Raw genomic sequence first — 19,949 nt, forward strand, 5'->3', positions numbered from 1 at the left:
CTGATGTTAGCTTATTTTATTCCAAACAAACACATTGACTTTTATACCTACAGGGGGTATATTAAATTTAACAGATGACATACAAATAATGATTTATTATAAATCTATGAAGCAAAAGGAGGCATTCACTGAGATGGGAAACAACAAAAAAACGACATTAGGCATTACAGGCATGACTTGTGCTGCATGTGCAAATCGCATCGAAAAGAATTTAAATAAAATGGAAGATGTCAAAGCAAATGTCAATGTCACAACTGAGAAAGCAACGATTGAATATAATTCAGATAATATTTCACTAGATGCTTTAACTCAAAAAATTAAAGATACAGGTTATGATGTTGTCACTGAAAAAGCTGATTTAGATGTCATTGGTATGACTTGCGCCGCATGTTCAAATCGTATTGAAAAAGTACTTAACCGCACTGACGGTGTTGAACAAGCAAACGTCAACCTCACAACCGAAAATGCAACGATTAATTATAATCCAGAAGTGACATCTATAGATGAATTGATTAAAAAAATACAAAACATCGGCTATGATGCAAAAACCAAAGCAGCCCCTTCAGAAAAAAATTCACGAAAAGCACAAGAGTTAAAAGGAAAGCGAAACAAATTAATTGTTTCAGCCATACTTTCTTTACCTTTATTATTGACGATGTTTATCCATTTATTCGGACTACCATTACCTAGTTTCTTAATGAATCCATGGTTTCAATTCATATTAGCTACACCTGTTCAATTTATTATTGGTTGGCAGTTCTATGTAGGCGCATATAAAAATCTACGAAATGGTTCAGCCAATATGGATGTATTAGTCGCGTTAGGTACGAGTGCCGCATTCTTTTATAGTATTTATGAAATGATAAAATGGTTGAATGATACAAACTATACACCTCATTTGTATTTTGAAACGAGTGCTGTATTAATAACACTTATCTTATTCGGTAAATATTTAGAAAGTCGTGCCAAAACGCAAACTACAAATGCATTAAGTGAATTGTTAAGTTTACAAGCAAAAGAAGCACGTATAATTAAAAATGGTAAAGAACAAATGGTGCCACTAAGTGAAGTTGTTGTTGGAGATTATATACAAGTAAAACCAGGAGAAAAAATACCAGTAGATGGACATATCATCAAAGGTATGACTGCAATAGACGAATCTATGTTAACGGGTGAATCTATCCCTGTTGAAAAAACATTAAACGATAATGTGATAGGATCAACGATGAATAAAAATGGTACCATTACAATAGAAGCAACGAAAGTAGGAAAAGACACTGCTTTATCTTCTATTATTAAAGTAGTTGAAGATGCTCAAGGTTCAAAAGCACCTATACAGCGTTTAGCTGATACGATTTCTGGCTACTTCGTCCCTATTGTCGTAGGTATTGCTATACTCACATTTATCATTTGGATTACTTTTGTCCAAACTGGTCAATTCGAACCTGCACTTGTAGCAGCAATCGCTGTATTAGTGATAGCTTGTCCATGTGCATTAGGTCTCGCAACACCTACTTCAATTATGGTAGGTACTGGTAAGGCTGCTGAAAATGGTATTTTATTTAAAGGTGGCGAACACATAGAACGTACACACCAAATTGAAACAGTCGTTCTTGATAAAACAGGAACTATCACAAACGGCAAACCAATTGTGACGGACTTTGATGGTAATGATGAAACACTACAACTTTTAGCGAGTTCAGAAAAAGATTCTGAACATCCACTCGCTGAAGCAATCGTTAGTTATGCAAATAATAAAGGTAGTGATTTATTAGAAACAACATCTTTTGAAGCAGTGCCAGGACACGGTATTCATGCAATGGTTCATAACCAAGACATATTGGTCGGCACACGTAAATTCATGAAAGATGCTCATATTGATGTTTCAAAGTATGAAGATAATTTAGTCAAATATGAATACGAAGGTAAAACAGCAATGCTCATTGCTATTAATCAAACACTACAAGGTGTGATTGCCGTCGCTGATACAGTCAAAGATTCTGCCAATGAAGCGATTCAACAATTACACGATTTAGGCATTTCCGTAACAATGCTTACAGGAGATAACGCGCGAACAGCACAAGCAATTGCTAGACAAGTAGGTATAGACGCTGTAATTGCAGAAGTATTACCAGAAGAAAAAGCTTCAAAAATCAAAGAACTTCAGGATAATGATAAAATTGTTGCTATGGTTGGAGATGGCGTTAACGACGCACCAGCGCTTGTTCAAGCTGATATCGGTATTGCTATTGGAACAGGTACAGAAGTAGCAATAGAGGCAGCTGATGTTACAATTTTAGGCGGAGAATTATTATTAATTCCTAAAGCAATTAAAGCTAGTAATTCAACGATAAGTAATATCAGACAAAATTTATTTTGGGCATTCGGCTATAACGTAGCTGGTATTCCTATCGCAGCTTTAGGTTTACTTGCACCTTGGGTAGCTGGTGCAGCTATGGCATTAAGCTCTGTAAGTGTGGTAACAAATTCACTCAGATTGAAACGAATGAAATTATAATGCAACTTTGTAATAATAATAATAAACATCGTTGATTTAAGGAGGTGATTCCTATGGCAACAGAAACAATTAAAGTTGATGGCATGAGCTGTGATCATTGTAAACATGCAGTAGAATCTGCACTTACAAATCTAGATGGCGTATCAACGGCTGACGTGAACCTTGATGCTGGTAATGTTGAAGTTGATTTTGACGATAATAAAGTTACAATGACAAGCATGAAAGATGCTATCGAAGATCAAGGCTATGATGCTAAATAACCTACACATTCAAAAAAATGAGGGCTGAGACGCATTCAAACGTCTTAGCCCTATTTTTATATTACATATTTAATTAACACGAAGCTTACTATCACCAGTATATATTACCTCTAATGTTGCATCTAGCGCATCTACAATAAGATTTTTCACAGCTGCATCTGTATAAAAAGCAATATGTGGAGATAGAATGACATCTTGTCGTTCTATTAATTCAACTAATATTGCATCATCTAATTGTGTATTGCGTTGATCACTTGGGAATAGCCCTTTCTCACCTTCATAAGTATCTAATGCCGCACCTAATAATTTTCCACTATTTAATGCATCTATAAGGGCTTTTGTATCAACAATCGTACCGCGCGCACAATTAATAAACACGGCACCTGTTTTCATTTCTGTAAATACTGCCTCATTAAACAAATATGTATTTTCCTTTGTCGCTGGAATATGTACAGTTACAATATCTGCATCTTTAATTGCCTCACTCATACTTTCTTTATATGTTAAATATGCTTCACATGAGACTTGAGGTTCAATATCATATGCTACTACTTCTGAACCAAAACCTTCTGCAAAAATTTTACCTACAATAGAGCCAATACGACCTGTACCAATAACTGCAACTTTTAAATCTTTTATAGAACGTGACAAATTACTTGGTTGCCATCTAAAATCATATGCTGCAGTTTTATTTTGTATATCATTAAAATTTCTAATTAAATTTAATGCTTGAGACACAGTATATTCAGCGATAGAATTCGGAGAATAAGAAGGTACATTGGTTATAACTAGTTCATATTGCTTAGCTAAATCAAGATTATAACTATCAAAACCAGCACTTCTCTGAGCAATTTGCTTAATTCCATAATCATGTAATTTCTGATACACTACTTCATCTAATTCAATTTGTTGTGACAATGATACTCCATCAAAACCTTTAACACGATCTACTGTTTCCGAAGATAATATGTCACTATCTAAATCTACTTTCACTTGATTTTTTTCTGACCATTCATTAATAAAAGGGATATCTTCTTCTCTGACACCAAAAAGTTTAATGCTTTTCATTGATCATTTCACTCCTATTCTGCTTCATATAAATGTTTTAATGATTGAATGCGTTCTGCCGCTTCCATTAAGCTATCTTCATCCACTGCTAATGAAATACGTACATAGTCCTGCCCATGTTCACCAAATGGAATACCTGGCGCAACCAAAATGGACTTTTCTTTTAATAAATATGTTTCAAATGTTTCACCATCATAATATTTAGGTGTTTTTAACCATAAAAATATGCCACCATTCATCGGTTCAAAAGGAATACTTGCTTCTTTCAATTTAGCTGTGAACTTATCTCTGCGGACTTTAAATATTTCATTTTGACTCACAAGGAAATCATCATAATGATTTAAAGCAAATGTAGCCGCGTCTTGCAGTGCACCAAACATGCCAGCATGCGTATGTGTTTGATATTTTTTCAATGCTTGTATCATGTCTTTATTCCCTACAGCAAAACCAACTCTAAAACCTGACATATTATATCCTTTTGACAATGAAAATACTTCTATTGCTAGGTCTCTAGCACCCTTTGATTGTAAAATACTTGGATTTTTATAATCAAAGCCAAATGCACTGTAAGCAAAATCATGAACAATTTTAGTTTTTGTGCCTTGAAATTGTGCAATTGCTTTATCAAATACATCTTTTGTAGCAACTGAACCTGTAGGGTTATTTGGATAAGTTAGATAAACTAAGCGTGTATTCAATAAGACGTCTTTATCTATCATATGCCATTGTGGTAAATAATAAGGTGGCTTTAACACAAGTGGTTGTGGCTTAGCATCTGCTAACAATACACCTGCTAAATAATCTGTATAACCTGGATCGGGAAGTAGCACATTTTCACCCGGATTAACGATGCATGTAGGCAAAGCGACTAAGCCGTTTTTCGTACCATATAGAATACAAACTTCTTCATCCTTATCTAATTCAACATCATATTGTCTTTTATAAAAATCGACGATTGCTTGTTTAAATGTTTCTTTCCCATGAAAAGCGACATATTTTTGATTTTCAGGTTTATAGATGGCTTCTGCGTAGCAATCAAGGATACCTTTAGGCGTTGCGCCATCAGGTATACCGACAGCCATATTAATCAACGGTAATGGCCCAGGCTCTATTTTTCGTCCCATCGTTTTACCAAAGTAACTATCCGGAATTTGTGATAACCGATCTGATATTACCATTAAAAGTCCTCCTTAAAATAAAAAACTATATGCCTCATAAGTGACATATAGCTCTCACATGACACTTATCTACCAAGTATTTCACTTGTTGAATGTAGCACAGTACTTATGATAATAGATAAGTCTGTTGCTGAAGTTTCAACGGGTCAAGTCCCTCCACTTCTCTGGATAAGTCACTTTATAATAAAATTAATATTAATTTTATCAGAATATTCTAACATGTCAATATAAAAAAAGAGTGACTCGCTTGAGTCACTCCTTATCTATATCACCAAACATAATTCGTTCAGTGCTATAGATTTTACCACCAACCGTGGTTTTTACGGAATTCTAACGCTGCTGCTTCAGAACCGTAACGTTGTTTAGCGTAGTTTAACATACCTTTAGTTTGATCAGCTACTGAACCAGTACCCCATGATTCCTTAGTTTGACCTAAGCCTCTATACCCTGCTGGGTTAACCGCATTTGGATTACCACTTGATTCAGGCATTACAATTGAATTCCACATAGCTTCTGATCCACCAGCAGCTAAGAATTGTGCTTTAACTGATCCACCAGTTGAAGCTGCAGATGCTTGAGCTGCTTTAAATGTTTGTGTAGCTGCACTTGTTTGTGCTGTTTTAACATTTGTAGTTGCTGAAGCTTTTGGTGCTTCTACTGCTGCTGGAGCAGTATATGATTGTTGTGAACGTACGTCACTTGCTGATTTTTCATTTGTATTGACACTTACTTCTGAGCTTACATCTTGTGTAGTATTAGGTGTTGAAGCTTGCGCACCAACTGCATGGTATTCCCATGACCATGTGTTACCGTCAGATGTAAAAGTAAACTGGTTACCACCTAGTACAAAATTGTAGTTATATGCACCAGCATGTAATGGTTTTTGATCTAATTCAGCTGAACCATTTAATGCTAATTCTGCTAAATGTGCTTTGTCGATGTTTTGTTCTGAAGCGTGAGCTTGATTGTTGTCAGATGCTGCTGCATATCCTGTTACGCCTAATGCTACTGCTAATGATGAAGCTAAAATTGATTTTTTCATAATAAAATAAATCCTCCAAATTTAATTTTAATAAAATATATTTTCGATAATTTTTTTGTCGTATTTGCTAAAATTCTTTAAATTTTATGTTTTGTTTTTTGACCATAGTTAATATACCATATATTTTTATCAATTATATTACACTTACATAACAAAACTTTACAAAAAGCATTCTGATTTGTAACATTGCAATCTTTTGTAATTGCTTTATACAACATTCTCAAATAATCAATTTCACTTTTATGATTTATAATTGTTGATATTAAAGAATGATATCTCTTGAATTGCTTTATTTTTTATATAATCTGAAAAATTACAAACAATCTTATTGTTACATAACTGTAATAATATATTTCGATATATTATTTATATATTGGGGTCATACTTGCAAATTATTTTGTACAAAATTAAAAAGGCCTTTGATTTGAGGCCTTTTTAATCTTTTTACTTATATATTGATAATGTGCATTTTTTAATATATTACAATAAGCAAATCTATATCTTTGCTTATTTTATGCTAGGAACTTAAACACTTCTTTATCATATAATTTCAAAACTTTCATATAGAATATATGAATTAAGAAACCTATCATAAACGGCACGACAAAAAATGCAATAAATACATATAATAGATTAATTAGTAATGGTGCTTCCATGTGTTTAAATGCGCTGATGGGGCCTACCAACCCAATAATACCAAAACCAGCAGATTCCTTGGTACCAGCAATACCTAATAAAGCACCAAAAAATCCAGTGATAATCGCATTGGTGAAGATGGGTAATAAAATGATAGGGTGTCGAACCATATTGGGAATCATCATTTTAACACCACCTAAAAATATTGTAATAGGTACGCCTGATCTATTGATTTTCATCGTACCTGCGACGAGAACACCTTCACATGCTACAATGCCTAATGAGGCTGAACCTGCTGCTAAACCACTAATACCAATGGCAAGTGCTGTCGCCACTGTAGAAATTGGTGAAATGATTATAAAACTAAAGACAAGTGCAATAAGCATTGACATAATTATGGGTTGTAATTCTGTAAACGTATTAACTAAGTTACCAATACCAGTCGTAATTAATTGTATGTATGGCAATAACGTCAAACCAATCAATCCTGAAATAACACCAACAATTGTCGGTAAAATAATCAATGTCAGACTACCAAAACGTTCACCGATTAGCAATATTAAAAATACCGCAACTGCTGCTGTTATCATTGTATTAATCAAATCTCCCACGCCGGCAAGTACCCATACACCATCTTTAAATTGTGCAATACCACTTCCGACAAAAGCCGCACTAGCAACTACAGCAGTCGCTAATGGTGTTAAGCTAAAGCGCATTGCAATCAAAGCTCCTACCAATAGTGGAACTGTAAATTGAATACCTAAAACAACCTGTAGTAAAGATTCAAAAACGGCATATTTCGGCGCTAAAAGTTTAAATACCTCCCCTAAAATAGCATTAGGTATGAGCCCAGCAACAATTGCAATTGCTACGCCAGATAATACATTATTAATAAATTGTTTCGGACTTACTTTGATCATTGTGTGCCTCCTATGTTGTAATAAATAAAATATACCATATTATCGCAATTTTCAGAATATTTATTTTTGTACACTCTCTATAAAAATACAGTTAATCATATCATTACAATTTCCAATTCATTCTTTATGTCTACTAAACGCAAAAATTGCACAAAAAACGGATAGACGTCCATTTCTTTTTAATGAACTTATCTATCCATATACTTTCGTTGCTTTTTAAAATAATATTTAACAATAACGTCGAAAGTAATTGTTATGTTCTATACGTACCGCTTGTTTGCTAAATATTATTGTTAAAACTACTTTATTTTGCTTCCATTAATTCACGCGTCAATACGAGACCTTGCGTTGCATTCTCAAAAAATTCTAACTTTTGAAGTGTGTTTTTTTCTGGTAAGTGTTGCTCAAATTGTTCCCATATCCAAAAGGCAATGTTTTCGGCTGTTGTATTCATAGATGGTAATGTTTCATTAACCAGTTGACCATCCAAATAAGTTGCGATTTGTTTATTATATATTTTATCGACTTCATTAAAATCTAATGCCAATCCAGCATCGTTTATTTTAGATAAAATTTCAATATTGAACTTATAGTGTTGATTGGCTAAATCTTTGTGTGCTTTTTGACTAAAATATATGCGATTATCACAAGTAAATTCATAATAATTTTTAATAAGTACTGCATTACTACGATATTTAAATTGTTCAGGTGGTTGAACTTGATTAAAATTTGTCATATTAAAATCTCCTTTTCAACATTATATTTATTTATACCCTTTAAGTTAAAATATATGATTTCTAATGTTTTTAATATTACATTTTAGGCTATAGAAAAATAATTGGAAGTATTAAGAGTAAAGGAGCTTTTTATGACTATTCAAATACAACGCATTTATGAAAAACCACTTAAAGAAGGCGTACGTGTACTTGTAGACCGCGTTTGGCCACGAGGCATCTCAAAAGACCAAGCTAACTTGGATCATTGGCTAAAAAACATTGCACCAACATCTGAATTAAGAAAATGGTTTAATCACGATCCTCAACTTTACGCTGCATTTAAAGAAAAATACGAGAAAGAATTGCGTGAAAATAACGATCAAAAAGAAGCTTTTAATGAATTGAAAGATATTGTTGCTAACAGTAAACAAGATGTCATTTTGCTTTATGGTGCAAAAGATGAAAAACATAATCAAGCAGTTGTGCTACAACAATTATTACAATAAGGTGTGAATATGATGGCTCAATGGCATATCGACATAAATGATTCACCTGTGCAGACACTCATGCACCAAGACGAGACCCTTGCAAAACTTATAAGACAAATCGGCAATGTAGAAATAACACTGCGCGCTAATCTGCTAAAGTCATTAATTCGTTCTATCATTGGTCAGCAAATTACAAATACTGCTGCTTCAGCAATTTTCCAAAGATTTTCGGAAGCAATCCACAATCAATGGACTGTTGCATCGGTGGTAAATTTATCTGAAGCACAAATGAAACACATAGGTCTTTCTAAAACTAAAATAAACTATATTCAAAATTTGCTAGCGCATATAGAGCAAAACAAACTTGATTTTACTCATTTACATGAATTAGATGATGAATCTGTAAAGCAAGTTTTAACACAGGTCAAAGGTATTGGTCGTTGGACATCAGAAATATTTTTAATATTTACCTTAAAACGTGACAATATACTGCCTATTTTTGATGTAGGTTTACAGAGAGCTGCTCAATGGCTTTATCAAACTTCAAAAGCTGAAAGAAAAAAACAGCTCACTCTATGTGCACAACGATGGCATCCATATGCCTCATATGGGGCGTTTTATTTATGGGAAGCAATTCATCAAAATTTATTAAATTACGACTCTATTGATTCACTTTTAGACGAATCATCTTCGTAATACGTTGAGCTTAATATTTTAATTATAACTCAAATCATTCTATATTACGCTACGCTATCACTACGGTAACATCGTATTATTAGGATAAAGCGCGGATAGAATAATACATTTTCTCAACAATTATTTCTTATACAGACTCTCTTCACCATTAGGTAACGATTCTATAAATTTTCTAGGGTTTTCCGCATATTCATTTCCAACGCCACCCTTCATTCTTTGGAAATGTAAATGCGGCCCTGAAGTTTGAGAACCAGTATTACCAGAAAGTGCAATGATTTTTCCAGCTTTAACTTTTTCACCAGGTTCCACCTTAAATTCATTTAAATGCATATACCATTGATGATGTACACCATCTTCTTCCACAATCTGCACTACTTTGCCACCTAATTCATTTTCAAAAGTTCTGGTTACTTTACCATCTGTCGCTGCAGTTACTGGCGTGTTTTTAGCTATGCCATAATCAATGCCATAGTGTTTACCGTCGAAGTCATTATATTTATAATCACCAAAAGATTCAGTCTCTCTACTTATATTAAAAATGCTTCTATCTGTCTTTCCACTATCTTTATTTCCATCATTTTGTTGTACTAAATTTTCTCTTACATATCGTTGTACAGTATCTATATTTGTTAATAATAGTATTAACGGTACTAATATAATAACTAATAATAATATCGTTTTAAATGTATTTTTCACTATCCGATTCACCTTTTAAATTATGATATTAATATCATAATAAATGCTTTTATCTGTATTTTGCTAATTATTCAACTTAAAATCATCTCATACTTTCGTATTAAATAACTGTAATGAAAATATTAAAACAACTTTAGCAATACATACTTACTCAATTCAAACACGAAAATTTGATATCATTCACACACAAAAAACGCCAATTTCTATATTGCTGCGCTAGAAATTGACGTTTATTATTAGTGACAGATACTTATATTCCATACTTTTCTTTAATCGTATTAACAGAATTCAAAAAATTCATCCCTAAACTCTTACAAATGTTACAAATCAATATTTTCAAAATTTAGAGAACAATGGCTATCCATAATTTAGCTTACACGTTATAACTTTTCAACATATGTTCCATCAATGTCCAAACACGTTCAACATCTACAGCCGTAGCAAAATATGCATTTTTTTCTTTGTTTGTGACATTATTTAAGTCGACTGACATTGTACCGTAAGTGAGCGAACTTTGATGTTCTATGTCGATGTGTGTCTGCTGCATAGTAAATAAGTCAGGTTGCAATAAGTATAAAATTGTACACGCATCATGAATAGGACCCCCATCCATATTAAAATGTGTTTTATAAGTAGATTTGAAAAATTCTAGTAGTTCAATAACAAATTGAGATATTTTATTATCAATGCTACTAAATCTTTGAATTACTTCATCTGTTGCTAAGACCTGATGAGTCACATCTAACCCAAAAACATTTATGTTTATCCCACTTTCAAATACTCGTTTAGCAGCTTCTGCATCCACCCAAATATTAAATTCAGCGGTAGGCGTCCAATTCCCGAAAGTACCGCCTCCCATAATTGTAATAGAATCAATTGATTGAGCAATACTAGGGTCTTTGATTAATGCAGTCGCAACATTTGTAAGTGGACCTGTTGCAACAATTGTTACAGGATCAGCGCTTTGTTTTAATGTCTTAATAATTACATCTGCAGCGTGATATTGAGTTGGTTTCAACGATGGCACTTCAGGTAATTTAGGTCCATCTAATCCCGAATCCCCGTGAATTTCCGAAGCGAAAGAAGCAGGTTTTATTAGTGGTCGCGAAGCACCTACAGATACTTCGATATCTCGTCTTCCCATAACTTCTAATACATTAAGTGCATTTTTGGTGTTTTTTTCAACTGCTTGGTTTCCTGCTACAGTGGTCACGGCTAATATATCAAGTGTACTATATTTCGCACCTGCTAGAATTAAAGCTATCGCATCATCATGACCTGGATCACAATCCATGATTATCTTTTTAGTCATTTAACACACTCCAATCATCTTATGTATATTAAATATGAATTAAATCAATTTAATATGAGTATTGTTTTGTAGTAAATATTTTATCATTCAGCATCACTACCCTAATTACAACGGCATTGCTTCATTTATTAAGATTTATTTTTTATACTACTGTTAAAACAATCATACTACTTTTCTACTAGTTCCGCTTTTTATTTTCCGAAAATTCACATATTTTTATAGAAATATCACATTTTTTGCATGAATTGTGTTTGCTCCAATTAAAAATACTGGTAAGTTAGTATCATTACACAACTTGAGGTGGTCTTAAATGCGAGCAATTTTAATTGGTATATTAGCTGCTTTCTTTTTTTCTATTACATTCATACTAAATCATGCGATGTCTAGCGAAGGTGGCAGTTGGCTTTTTAGTGCGTCACTACGCTTTATCTTTATGTTCCCTTTTTTGTTAATGATGGTTATTTGGAACCGTAAAGGTCGTCATCATATTATTTTATTGCATATTAAGCAAAATTTTTCCAGGTGGTTATTGTGGAGTTCACTTGGTTTTGTCTTTTTTTATGTACCCATAACTTTTGTATCAAATTATAGCCCAGGTTGGCTTATTTCTGCGACATGGCAATTAACCATTATTTGCGGCCTTTTTACAGCTCCATTTTTCTACACATATATACAACTAGGACAATCAATGAGAGAACGTATACCATGGCGTTCACTAACTACATCTAGCATTATGATATTAGGGGTTATCATTGTACAAATTCCACACATTTCGAATATAGAATTACATATTTTCCTATTATCTGTCATACCGTTGATGATTGCAGCATTTTGTTACCCCTTAGGTAATCGTAAAATGATGGTGCTTGTTGGCAACGATTTAAATACGATCGAACGGATATATGGCATGACCTTAGTTACCTTACCATTATGGTTGATCATTTTTCTGATTGGAGTAGCTACTCAGGGGCTACCCTCTTCAGATCAAATCACGCAAACCTTTTTAGTTGCGATTTTCTCTGGTATCATAGCAACAACATTATTCTTCTATGCAACGAATATAGTGAAACATAACCAAACTAAGTTAGCTGCTGTTGAAGCGACACAAGCGATGGAAATCGTTTTTACACTAATTGGCGAAATGTTACTTTTAGGCTTAGCGTTACCAAATTTTTTAAGTATTGTTGGTATTATGATCATTATTTTAGGTATCATCATTTATTGTTTTTTAAATAGTAAAATAAATGACAGTAAAATAGAATTGAAATAAAATCAAATCCAGTTATGTTTATTGACAACTTGTTCGTAAAGCAAGATAATTTGTCTAATGATAATAACAAATATAGAGGTGTAATTAATTGACTCATACTCATATAGATCCCCGTATTATAAGAACTAAAAAATTATTAATGAACGCTTTTCGTGAAATTGCAAAAGAAAAAAAGTTAGTGTCAATTACGGTTAAAGATATTACCGAACGTGCCACTGTCAATCGTGCTACCTTTTATGCTCATTTTTACGATAAATATGACATCATGGATTATACATTGTCCGAAACAATCTTAAAAAATTTAAATCAATCGCTCAATATGGTTGCAGAATTAAATGAAAAAGCACTGTGCCAATGTTTTATTACAATTACTAGTTATATCCAAGATACTCATGAGGAGTGCCGTCTAAATAGTGAAGCATATGGGGAAATTGTCGAGAAAAGAGTTAAAGAAGAATTAGAAGATATTTTCTTAAAATTAATGTCTGATGAACACAAAGATATAGATAGAGAGACTCTTGCTACAAGTGCACGATTTCTATCATGGGGATTATACGGCATTGCTAAACATTGGTTCCATTCGAGTAATTTACCTGCTGAATCATACATCAACAAGTCATTACCTTTCATTACATCCCAACTTTCAAATCAAAAGTAATTTGCACAGTGAGTTTGACGATGAAAATAGTTATTCTATAATCATTCACATTACCCCTCGTTAAAGCTTAAGTTATCGAAACTTTTTTAACGAGGGGATTGATCTATTTAAGTAAAATACATGCTTAAACATTGTGTTCATTGATAAATTGTAATACTTCGCCTGTAATCGCTACTGCATTATTGCTTTCTCCTTCTATACCACCATAATGTAGACCGATTAATTCATTATTTGCATTAAAGACAGGTGAGCCTGAATTTCCGCCAAATGTGCTGGCACTATATGTTAATATACTGTCATTGTTACTTATGACTTTACCCGAGCTTTCCCACATCGTTGCTAAAGGTTTGTCACCTGGATAACCTGTAACTGTTATTGGATCATTACTAGACACAGTACTAGTTTCACCAATTGTGGCAGGTGTCACAACATCTCCAACTGATTGCCCTTCATTGTTTTTATTAAAATGAACTAGTACTAAGTCAGCATCTCCAGGATAGGCTACCACTTCTTTTTCTGTAAATGTACCATACGGAAAACTCTTTTCGTTTTCAGCAGCAGGCGCAAATGATAGCTTTCCATCACCGTTATTTACTACATGCTTATTCGTCAATACTGTATTTTTACCAACAACCACACCAGTAGCGATTGTTTCTCCTTTTTCTATGTAGCCGATGGATTGGTAATGACTAGATTGAGTATTTTCAATTTGATGTCTATTTTCACCTGGTAACATGACTCTTGGTGTGGCAGTACCTACTTGATTGCTCTCATTAGCCTGTTGCGAACTTTTCATAGTATCATTTTGATTTTGTGCTTGTACCTCAGCATTGATAGCGCTTGATAAAAATAATAGTGTGCCAATAATGATGCTGACTAATATGTTTTTCAACAAAACCTACCTCCTATTAAAAATATTACTTTTTAAATTTACAGAATTTTAAGATTTTAATCAATTATTACTTAGTATATTAATTATGTGATTTAAACAACATATTGCTCACTTTGTCGCTTATGCAATGAATTTATAAACATGTTGTTTGCATTATAATAACTCATGCCATATAATCTATCTAAACAACAAGTGTTACTTAGTTTACAGTCGTTGTTTAATTTAATTGAAGAGGAGGGATAGACGTGACAACAATTCAGACACACAGTGGTTTTCAAAGAACTTTTCAACAGGAACATTTAACCTTAGGATTAATGTCACCCTTTGATGATTCTGAAAATATCGCATTGCCAATTGATCAACAAATAGCATTAGTTCAATATGCTGAAAAACTTGGATTCACAAGCTTATTTGCGCGAGATAATCCTTTATATAGTCCGCACCTTGGTAATGTAACGACAAACTACGATCCGTTTGTGTTTTTAACTTTCATCGCTGCTAACACATCAAAAATCGCTCTCGGAACATCTAGTATTGTTGCGACATTACGTCATCCTGTGCATATAGCTAAAGCATCTACCTCTCTTGATTTAATATCAAACGAGCGATTATTATTAGGGATTTCTACTGGAGATCGTCAATTTGAATTTCCAACTTTTAAAATCAATCCAAATGATCTAAGTCAACATTTTCGATCAGCTGTGTCATCTTTAAAAGAATTATGGCAATCATCATCACCACAAACGTCAAATACTTTATTTGAACTGTACGAAGATTCTGGCTTACAAGTATTACCAAAGCATAAGCATATTCCTATGTTCGCAACAGGATACGCCAAACAACATATTGATTGGTTAAAAACACATGTGGATGGTTGGTTATTTTATCCTCAACCTTTCCAACAACAAAAAGCTTTATTACAGCAATGGCATCAAAATGATACATTCAAACCCTTTATGCATCCTTTGGTAATTGATTTATCAGTTAATCCGAATGAACTTGTAAAGCCGATTAAAGGTGGTTATCGCCTAGGAAGAAACACTTTGTTAAACATCCTAAAAGCATATGAACGTATCGGAACCAATCATATCATGTTACAGTTTATAACCAACGACAGAACTTATAAAGAAATATTAACAGAGGTAGGTAATGAAATTATTCCACACTTTCCACCTCGACATTTACAGGAGGACAAAATTTATGAAACTACTAGATAGAATTAACCAATTAGCAAACAAAGAAAAAGTGCAAACTTTGACTGTAGAAGAAAAACAAGAGCAACACGTGTTAAGACAAGAATATCTTCAAATGATTCGCGGCCAAGTCGTTAACACATTTTCTACTTTGAAAGTTGTAGATCCTTTAGGTGAAGATGTTACACCTGATAAAGTTTATAAATTGCGTGAAGAAATGGGCACACTAAATTTAGATTAATAAGAAACCCGTCAAGCAACTGATACTTGACGGGTTTCTCTATAACTATTAAATTGAAACGTGTTAATAACTCTGTTCATTATATTTTATACTTATCTTTTCATTTTAAAGAGTTGATGCTTTCTAACACACTTTTAAGCTGAAATATTAGTAATGAAAGCAATGTGTAACATAACTATATAACAACATAGAAGCATCTTTTCTACGTTTAACTATTTAATATCTTTTCCATGGATCGATCTACACTGCCTGCATACATACTGCCAAATTTCAGTAAATGCACCATTAATAAATACAAACGATAAAATTCTAGTCTTTCATTGGCACCTTTACTTAAAGGATAATGCTTATTATAGGAATCATAAAAAGTTTGAGTAAAGCCACCAAACACAGTAGTTATACCTAAATCAAATTCTCTATCACCATATAGTGGTGCCGGATCAAACAATGCAGGTTGACCATTTTCTAAAAACATATAATTACCACCCCACAAATCACCGTGCAATAATGAGGGTTTACTTGTATGGTCACTCAATGCACTTACAATGACTTCCCGCACTCTATGATAAGTTTGTACATCTTCCTCTATCCATAAACCTTGATCTACCAATCTATCTTTTAAATGATCTAAACGACGTTCAACAAATATGGTCGTCCAACTATCAGACCAATCATTGTCGAATGATACATCACCACCCTCATAAGGTAAATCAAAACCAAACTTGCCATCTGGCTGCTGTTGTTGATGCATTTTAGCTACCAATTCTCCAAGTTCAGCTTGGCTACCTTGGTTTCCTTCATTTAAAAAACTTAGCAAAAGATAGGCATCTCCATCGATTTCACCACTATCTATGACTATTGGCGCAGTAATTCCAGCTTTTTCAAATAAATTAAGGCCAGCAACTTCGGCATCAAAAAAGGCTTTACTTCTCTGACGTTGTATTAATAAAAAATATGGCTTTTGAGATGTTTCTACGCGATAGGCTTCGTTAACGTCTCCACCGCTTACTGGTGCAATAGACTGTATATTGTCTAATGGTAATTGTGATTGCCATTGTTTTTTCATAAAAATATCCCTCCATTATTCCATCACATCATTGTACTATTACCGTTTTATTTAAAATTTAATCAAAATCAGTTTCTTCTCTAATAATTTGAAGGTTATATTAATATTTCTTATTTATACTAGGCATATGAATACTAAAATGCTAGTCTATTAAAGACATATATTTTCATCTACTACTAATTTAAACAAATGGAGCGATTACAACATGTATAAGTTAATTAAACCTATTTTATTTCAATTAGACCCTGAAAAAGCACACGGCATGACTATTAATGCCCTTAAAATCCCTCAAAAGCACACTATATTGCTGCCAATACTCGAAAAAATATTTCATTATAGACATCCTATATTATCTCAAAGCATCAAAGGTATACATTTTGAAAATCCAATCGGATTAGCTGCGGGATTTGATAAATCTTGTGAAGTTCCTAAAGCACTAGATAAAGTTGGACTTGGATCGTTAGAATTAGGGGGCGTAACACCTAAACCACAGCCTGGCAATCCTAAACCACGCATGTATCGATTAGTAGAAGACCACGCGCTAATCAATCGTATGGGGTTTAATAATTTAGGTATGAATAAAGCGTTGAGTAATCTAAGAAAATATAGTTACCATACGCCTATAGGCTTAAATGTTGGAGTAAATAAAGCAACGCCATATGAAGCACGTTACCAAGATTATATAAAAGTCATAGACACATTTAAAAATGACGTTACATTTTTTACCGTTAACATCAGTTCTCCTAACACGGAAAACCTACAAAGTTTTCATGATAAAAATGAATTTTCTCAATTATGTACTGCTATACAAAATTATAAAGCACAACATGAGCTTAACGTACCTCTTTTTATAAAATTAACATCTGACCTTAGTACAGAAAATTTGTCTCGAATGCTTAAACCTATAACACAAACGTTTGATGGCATCATTTTAGCAAATACTACGCAAAAGCGTGAACAATTACATTCCATTAATCAAAAAGAATCTGGTGGGTTAAGTGGCAAACCTTTATTTAAACGAAATTTAAAACTGATTGCACATACCTATAAAGAAACGCAAGGTCAGTTTTTAATCATTGGTACTGGTGGCATTTTCGAAGCGAATGACGTCATCAAAATGTTACGTCATGGCGCATCGCTGGTTCAAATTTATAGTTCACTCGTATTTGAAGGCCCTGGATTAACTAAAACCATGAACAAACAGCTGGCACAATATTTACTAAGCAATGGATACAAACATATCGGTGATATCATAGGATTAGATGCGTAAAATATTTTAGTTTTTCTAGTCGAATTATTTATTGTAAAATATTAATTGTGAAATTATGATGATTTTTTATTATATAGGGTAAACAATTATCGAAGGGGGCGCTACAATGTATAAAAATATATTATTAGCATATGATTTTGATAATTCTTTTAATAACGTTCCTAAAGAATTACAAAATTTAACTACCGGCGTTGACAATGCAAAAATTACTATTTTCAACGTTATACCTGAAGGTGATTTACAAACTTCGGTTCGCTATGATGGCAAACATTTTGAAGAATTAGCTGAAGAAAAAGGTAATGAGATAACACCTTTTGTAGAAAAATTAGAATCACTCGGCTTAAAAATTCAAGTGAAGTTTCGTTCTGGCTATATTAAACAAGAAATATTAAGTGAAATCGAAGAAAACAGCTATGATATCATCGTTATGAGTAATAAACGGGCCAAACCAGACATAAAAAATGTACTGGGAAATGTTACTCATAAAATCGCTAATAGCGCAAATATTCCCGTACTTATTATAAAATAATTGAACATCATTGAAAAACTCATTATTCTATTAAGGAATAATGAGTTTTTTGTCGTTATTTTAGTTTGTAGTATCGTTATCTTGTTTTAAATAGCGCTCGATGACTTGTAGCACACCTGATTCATCATTGGAAGGCGCTCTGTAATTTGCGACATCAGCCACTCCAGGACTACATTCAGCCATTGCATAACTATATGGAGTCAAAGCTAACATTTCTATATCATTATTTGCATCTCCAAAAGCTAGCAATTCTTGTGGTTGTATCTCCCATTTATCTAAAAGTGTTTTAATCGCCACACCTTTATTCACTTTAGGTAAAATTAAATCCAAACTATCATTCCCACTTGTAACTGGCTTTATTTCTTCACCATATTGTGCTTTCAAACCTTTCATTACTTCATCTAAAAGTAATGTATCTTTAATTCTGAGCGCAATCTTAACAAATTCATCTTGCTCAATGTTTTTAAAGTCAGAGACTTTCGTTATATTAAAATAATATTTATTTAAAAATGATAAAAAGTCATTACTCACATCTTCTAATACATAGGCACTTTTAACTCCGCTTAACACAATATCTTCAATATGATAATGATTAATAATCAAATTTAAAACGTCAAATACCAATTGTTGATCAAAATATTCAGCTGCTTCTAACTTGTTATTTTGATACGTCACTGCACCATTTTCAGCGATATACGTTATCTGATGATCCTTACCTGAAAAAAATGAACGTAATTGCGCATATTGATTACCACTTGCAATGATAAATTTTATATCTCTTTCCATCATGCTTTCAAAAATTTTATTGAAATAAGCTTCATCAAATGTATTATCAGATTTAAAAAAAGTACCGTCTTTATCTACTGCTATTGCTTTTATCAAATGTTACACCTTCCATTCCTGTACAAATCATTAAAAGATGGGGTTATAAGTCATTACATCACAATGACATTGAATAAATGGCCATCTATATCACTAAATAAAGCCCCGTAATATCCCTCATGTTCCGTGCCTGTTTCTAGTACTTTTCCGCCTGCTTGTTCAACCAACGAAACTAACGTATCAACTTCTGGTTTTGTTGAAACCGAAAGTGATACTAATGTTTCATTGTTACCTATAGACGAAAGTCTAGAAACTTTTTCAAATTGTTTTTTTTTCTATCAGCATAATGATTTGGCCACCTTTCGTTTGAATACCTCGCATTTTATTCATCATGTCTTTATGTTTTTTGATTGCAAACCCTATAGTATCAAAAATTTTTCACTAGCTTCCAAATCTTGTACTGGCAAATTGAGCCATG

General features: G+C 33.1%; 20 protein-coding genes and 1 riboswitch. Of the genes, 10 read left to right on the forward strand and 10 right to left on the reverse strand.

Features of this window, described 5'->3' with window-relative positions; translation table 11 throughout:
- Nucleotides 1-133: 133 nt before the first annotated feature.
- Together CD032_RS08465 and copZ are read left to right on the forward strand one after the other, a co-directional pair.
- The gene (locus CD032_RS08465; protein ID WP_019469987.1) at nt 134-2,518 is read left to right on the forward strand and encodes a heavy metal translocating P-type ATPase; all 2,385 of its coding nucleotides are present in this window, start codon (nt 134-136) and stop codon (nt 2,516-2,518) included.
- Nucleotides 2,519-2,571: 53 nt separating this feature from the next.
- On the forward strand, nt 2,572-2,778 hold the full coding sequence (copZ, locus tag CD032_RS08470; RefSeq protein WP_019469986.1) for a copper chaperone CopZ: 207 nt from the start codon (nt 2,572-2,574) through the stop codon (nt 2,776-2,778).
- A 69-nt stretch (nt 2,779-2,847) separates the two neighbouring features.
- Here the strand turns inward: copZ and CD032_RS08475 are convergent, their stop codons facing one another.
- The 5 genes from CD032_RS08475 to CD032_RS08495 form a co-directional block, all read right to left on the reverse strand.
- Nucleotides 2,848-3,846, reverse strand: a complete 999-nt coding sequence (locus CD032_RS08475; RefSeq protein WP_040030254.1) for a D-lactate dehydrogenase — start codon at nt 3,844-3,846, stop codon at nt 2,848-2,850.
- A 14-nt stretch (nt 3,847-3,860) separates the two neighbouring features.
- Nucleotides 3,861-5,024 (reverse strand): aminotransferase class I/II-fold pyridoxal phosphate-dependent enzyme, encoded by a 1,164-nt coding sequence (locus CD032_RS08480; RefSeq protein WP_019469984.1) that lies wholly within the window; start codon nt 5,022-5,024, stop codon nt 3,861-3,863.
- 62 nt (nt 5,025-5,086) lie between these two features.
- A riboswitch (SAM riboswitch) is annotated at nt 5,087-5,199 on the reverse strand.
- 126 nt (nt 5,200-5,325) lie between these two features.
- On the reverse strand, nt 5,326-6,066 hold the full coding sequence (locus CD032_RS08485; protein WP_103211377.1) for an aggregation-promoting factor C-terminal-like domain-containing protein: 741 nt from the start codon (nt 6,064-6,066) through the stop codon (nt 5,326-5,328).
- A 512-nt stretch (nt 6,067-6,578) separates the two neighbouring features.
- The gene (locus tag CD032_RS08490; protein ID WP_019469982.1) at nt 6,579-7,622 is read right to left on the reverse strand and encodes a PTS sugar transporter subunit IIC; all 1,044 of its coding nucleotides are present in this window, start codon (nt 7,620-7,622) and stop codon (nt 6,579-6,581) included.
- 304 nt (nt 7,623-7,926) lie between these two features.
- Nucleotides 7,927-8,358 carry a 6-carboxytetrahydropterin synthase gene (locus tag CD032_RS08495; protein WP_019469981.1) on the reverse strand — a complete coding sequence of 144 codons (432 nt, stop codon included), beginning with the start codon at nt 8,356-8,358 and terminating at the stop codon, nt 7,927-7,929.
- 132 nt (nt 8,359-8,490) lie between these two features.
- On the opposite strand from CD032_RS08495, the gene CD032_RS08500 reads away from it, so the two are divergent.
- Nucleotides 8,491-8,844: a DUF488 domain-containing protein gene (locus CD032_RS08500; RefSeq protein WP_019469980.1), complete on the forward strand. Its 354-nt coding sequence runs from the start codon at nt 8,491-8,493 to the stop codon at nt 8,842-8,844.
- A 12-nt stretch (nt 8,845-8,856) separates the two neighbouring features.
- Complete coding sequence (locus tag CD032_RS08505; protein WP_019469979.1) at nt 8,857-9,522, forward strand: DNA-3-methyladenine glycosylase family protein; 666 nt, start codon at nt 8,857-8,859, stop codon at nt 9,520-9,522.
- A 120-nt stretch (nt 9,523-9,642) separates the two neighbouring features.
- On the opposite strand, the gene CD032_RS08510 is transcribed toward CD032_RS08505, so the two are convergent.
- Both CD032_RS08510 and CD032_RS08515 read right to left on the reverse strand, forming a co-directional pair.
- Nucleotides 9,643-10,218, reverse strand: coding sequence for a M23 family metallopeptidase (locus CD032_RS08510; RefSeq protein ID WP_019469978.1), 576 nt, complete (start codon nt 10,216-10,218; stop codon nt 9,643-9,645).
- A 373-nt stretch (nt 10,219-10,591) separates the two neighbouring features.
- Entirely contained in the window at nt 10,592-11,530 is a 939-nt protein-coding gene (locus CD032_RS08515) for a nucleoside hydrolase (protein ID WP_103211378.1), read from the reverse strand.
- A gap of 310 nt (nt 11,531-11,840) precedes the next feature.
- On the opposite strand from CD032_RS08515, the gene CD032_RS08520 reads away from it, so the two are divergent.
- On the forward strand, nt 11,841-12,800 hold the full coding sequence (locus CD032_RS08520) for a DMT family transporter (protein ID WP_046467640.1): 960 nt from the start codon (nt 11,841-11,843) through the stop codon (nt 12,798-12,800).
- Between the two features lie 88 nt (nt 12,801-12,888).
- On the forward strand, nt 12,889-13,458 hold the full coding sequence (locus tag CD032_RS08525) for a TetR/AcrR family transcriptional regulator (protein ID WP_019469975.1): 570 nt from the start codon (nt 12,889-12,891) through the stop codon (nt 13,456-13,458).
- A gap of 124 nt (nt 13,459-13,582) precedes the next feature.
- Here the strand turns inward: CD032_RS08525 and CD032_RS08530 are convergent, their stop codons facing one another.
- Complete coding sequence (locus tag CD032_RS08530) at nt 13,583-14,350, reverse strand: trypsin-like serine peptidase (RefSeq protein WP_019469974.1); 768 nt, start codon at nt 14,348-14,350, stop codon at nt 13,583-13,585.
- 245 nt (nt 14,351-14,595) lie between these two features.
- On the opposite strand from CD032_RS08530, the gene CD032_RS08535 reads away from it, so the two are divergent.
- Both CD032_RS08535 and CD032_RS08540 read left to right on the forward strand, forming a co-directional pair.
- The gene (locus CD032_RS08535; RefSeq protein WP_019469973.1) at nt 14,596-15,567 is read left to right on the forward strand and encodes an LLM class oxidoreductase; all 972 of its coding nucleotides are present in this window, start codon (nt 14,596-14,598) and stop codon (nt 15,565-15,567) included.
- Nucleotides 15,551-15,784, forward strand: a complete 234-nt coding sequence (locus CD032_RS08540) for a DUF896 domain-containing protein (protein ID WP_019469972.1) — start codon at nt 15,551-15,553, stop codon at nt 15,782-15,784. Before CD032_RS08535 ends, CD032_RS08540 begins: the two co-directional genes overlap by 17 nt.
- 208 nt (nt 15,785-15,992) lie before the next feature.
- Here CD032_RS08540 and CD032_RS08545 read toward each other — a convergent pair whose 3' ends face one another.
- Nucleotides 15,993-16,850 carry a fructosamine kinase family protein gene (locus CD032_RS08545; RefSeq protein WP_019469971.1) on the reverse strand — a complete coding sequence of 286 codons (858 nt, stop codon included), beginning with the start codon at nt 16,848-16,850 and terminating at the stop codon, nt 15,993-15,995.
- Between the two features lie 205 nt (nt 16,851-17,055).
- On the opposite strand from CD032_RS08545, the gene CD032_RS08550 reads away from it, so the two are divergent.
- Both CD032_RS08550 and CD032_RS08555 read left to right on the forward strand, forming a co-directional pair.
- A complete protein-coding gene (locus CD032_RS08550) occupies nt 17,056-18,120 on the forward strand; it encodes a quinone-dependent dihydroorotate dehydrogenase (protein WP_019469970.1) in 1,065 nt (354 codons plus the stop codon).
- Nucleotides 18,121-18,226: 106 nt separating this feature from the next.
- Entirely contained in the window at nt 18,227-18,649 is a 423-nt protein-coding gene (locus CD032_RS08555; RefSeq protein WP_019469969.1) for a universal stress protein, read from the forward strand.
- Nucleotides 18,650-18,709: 60 nt separating this feature from the next.
- On the opposite strand, the gene CD032_RS08560 is transcribed toward CD032_RS08555, so the two are convergent.
- Nucleotides 18,710-19,531 (reverse strand): Cof-type HAD-IIB family hydrolase, encoded by an 822-nt coding sequence (locus tag CD032_RS08560; RefSeq protein WP_064263738.1) that lies wholly within the window; start codon nt 19,529-19,531, stop codon nt 18,710-18,712.
- Between the last annotated feature and the right edge of the window lie 418 nt (nt 19,532-19,949).

Origin of the sequence: Staphylococcus cohnii subsp. cohnii (genome assembly GCF_002902365.1) — a bacterium.
GTDB classification, from domain to species: domain Bacteria; phylum Bacillota; class Bacilli; order Staphylococcales; family Staphylococcaceae; genus Staphylococcus; species Staphylococcus cohnii.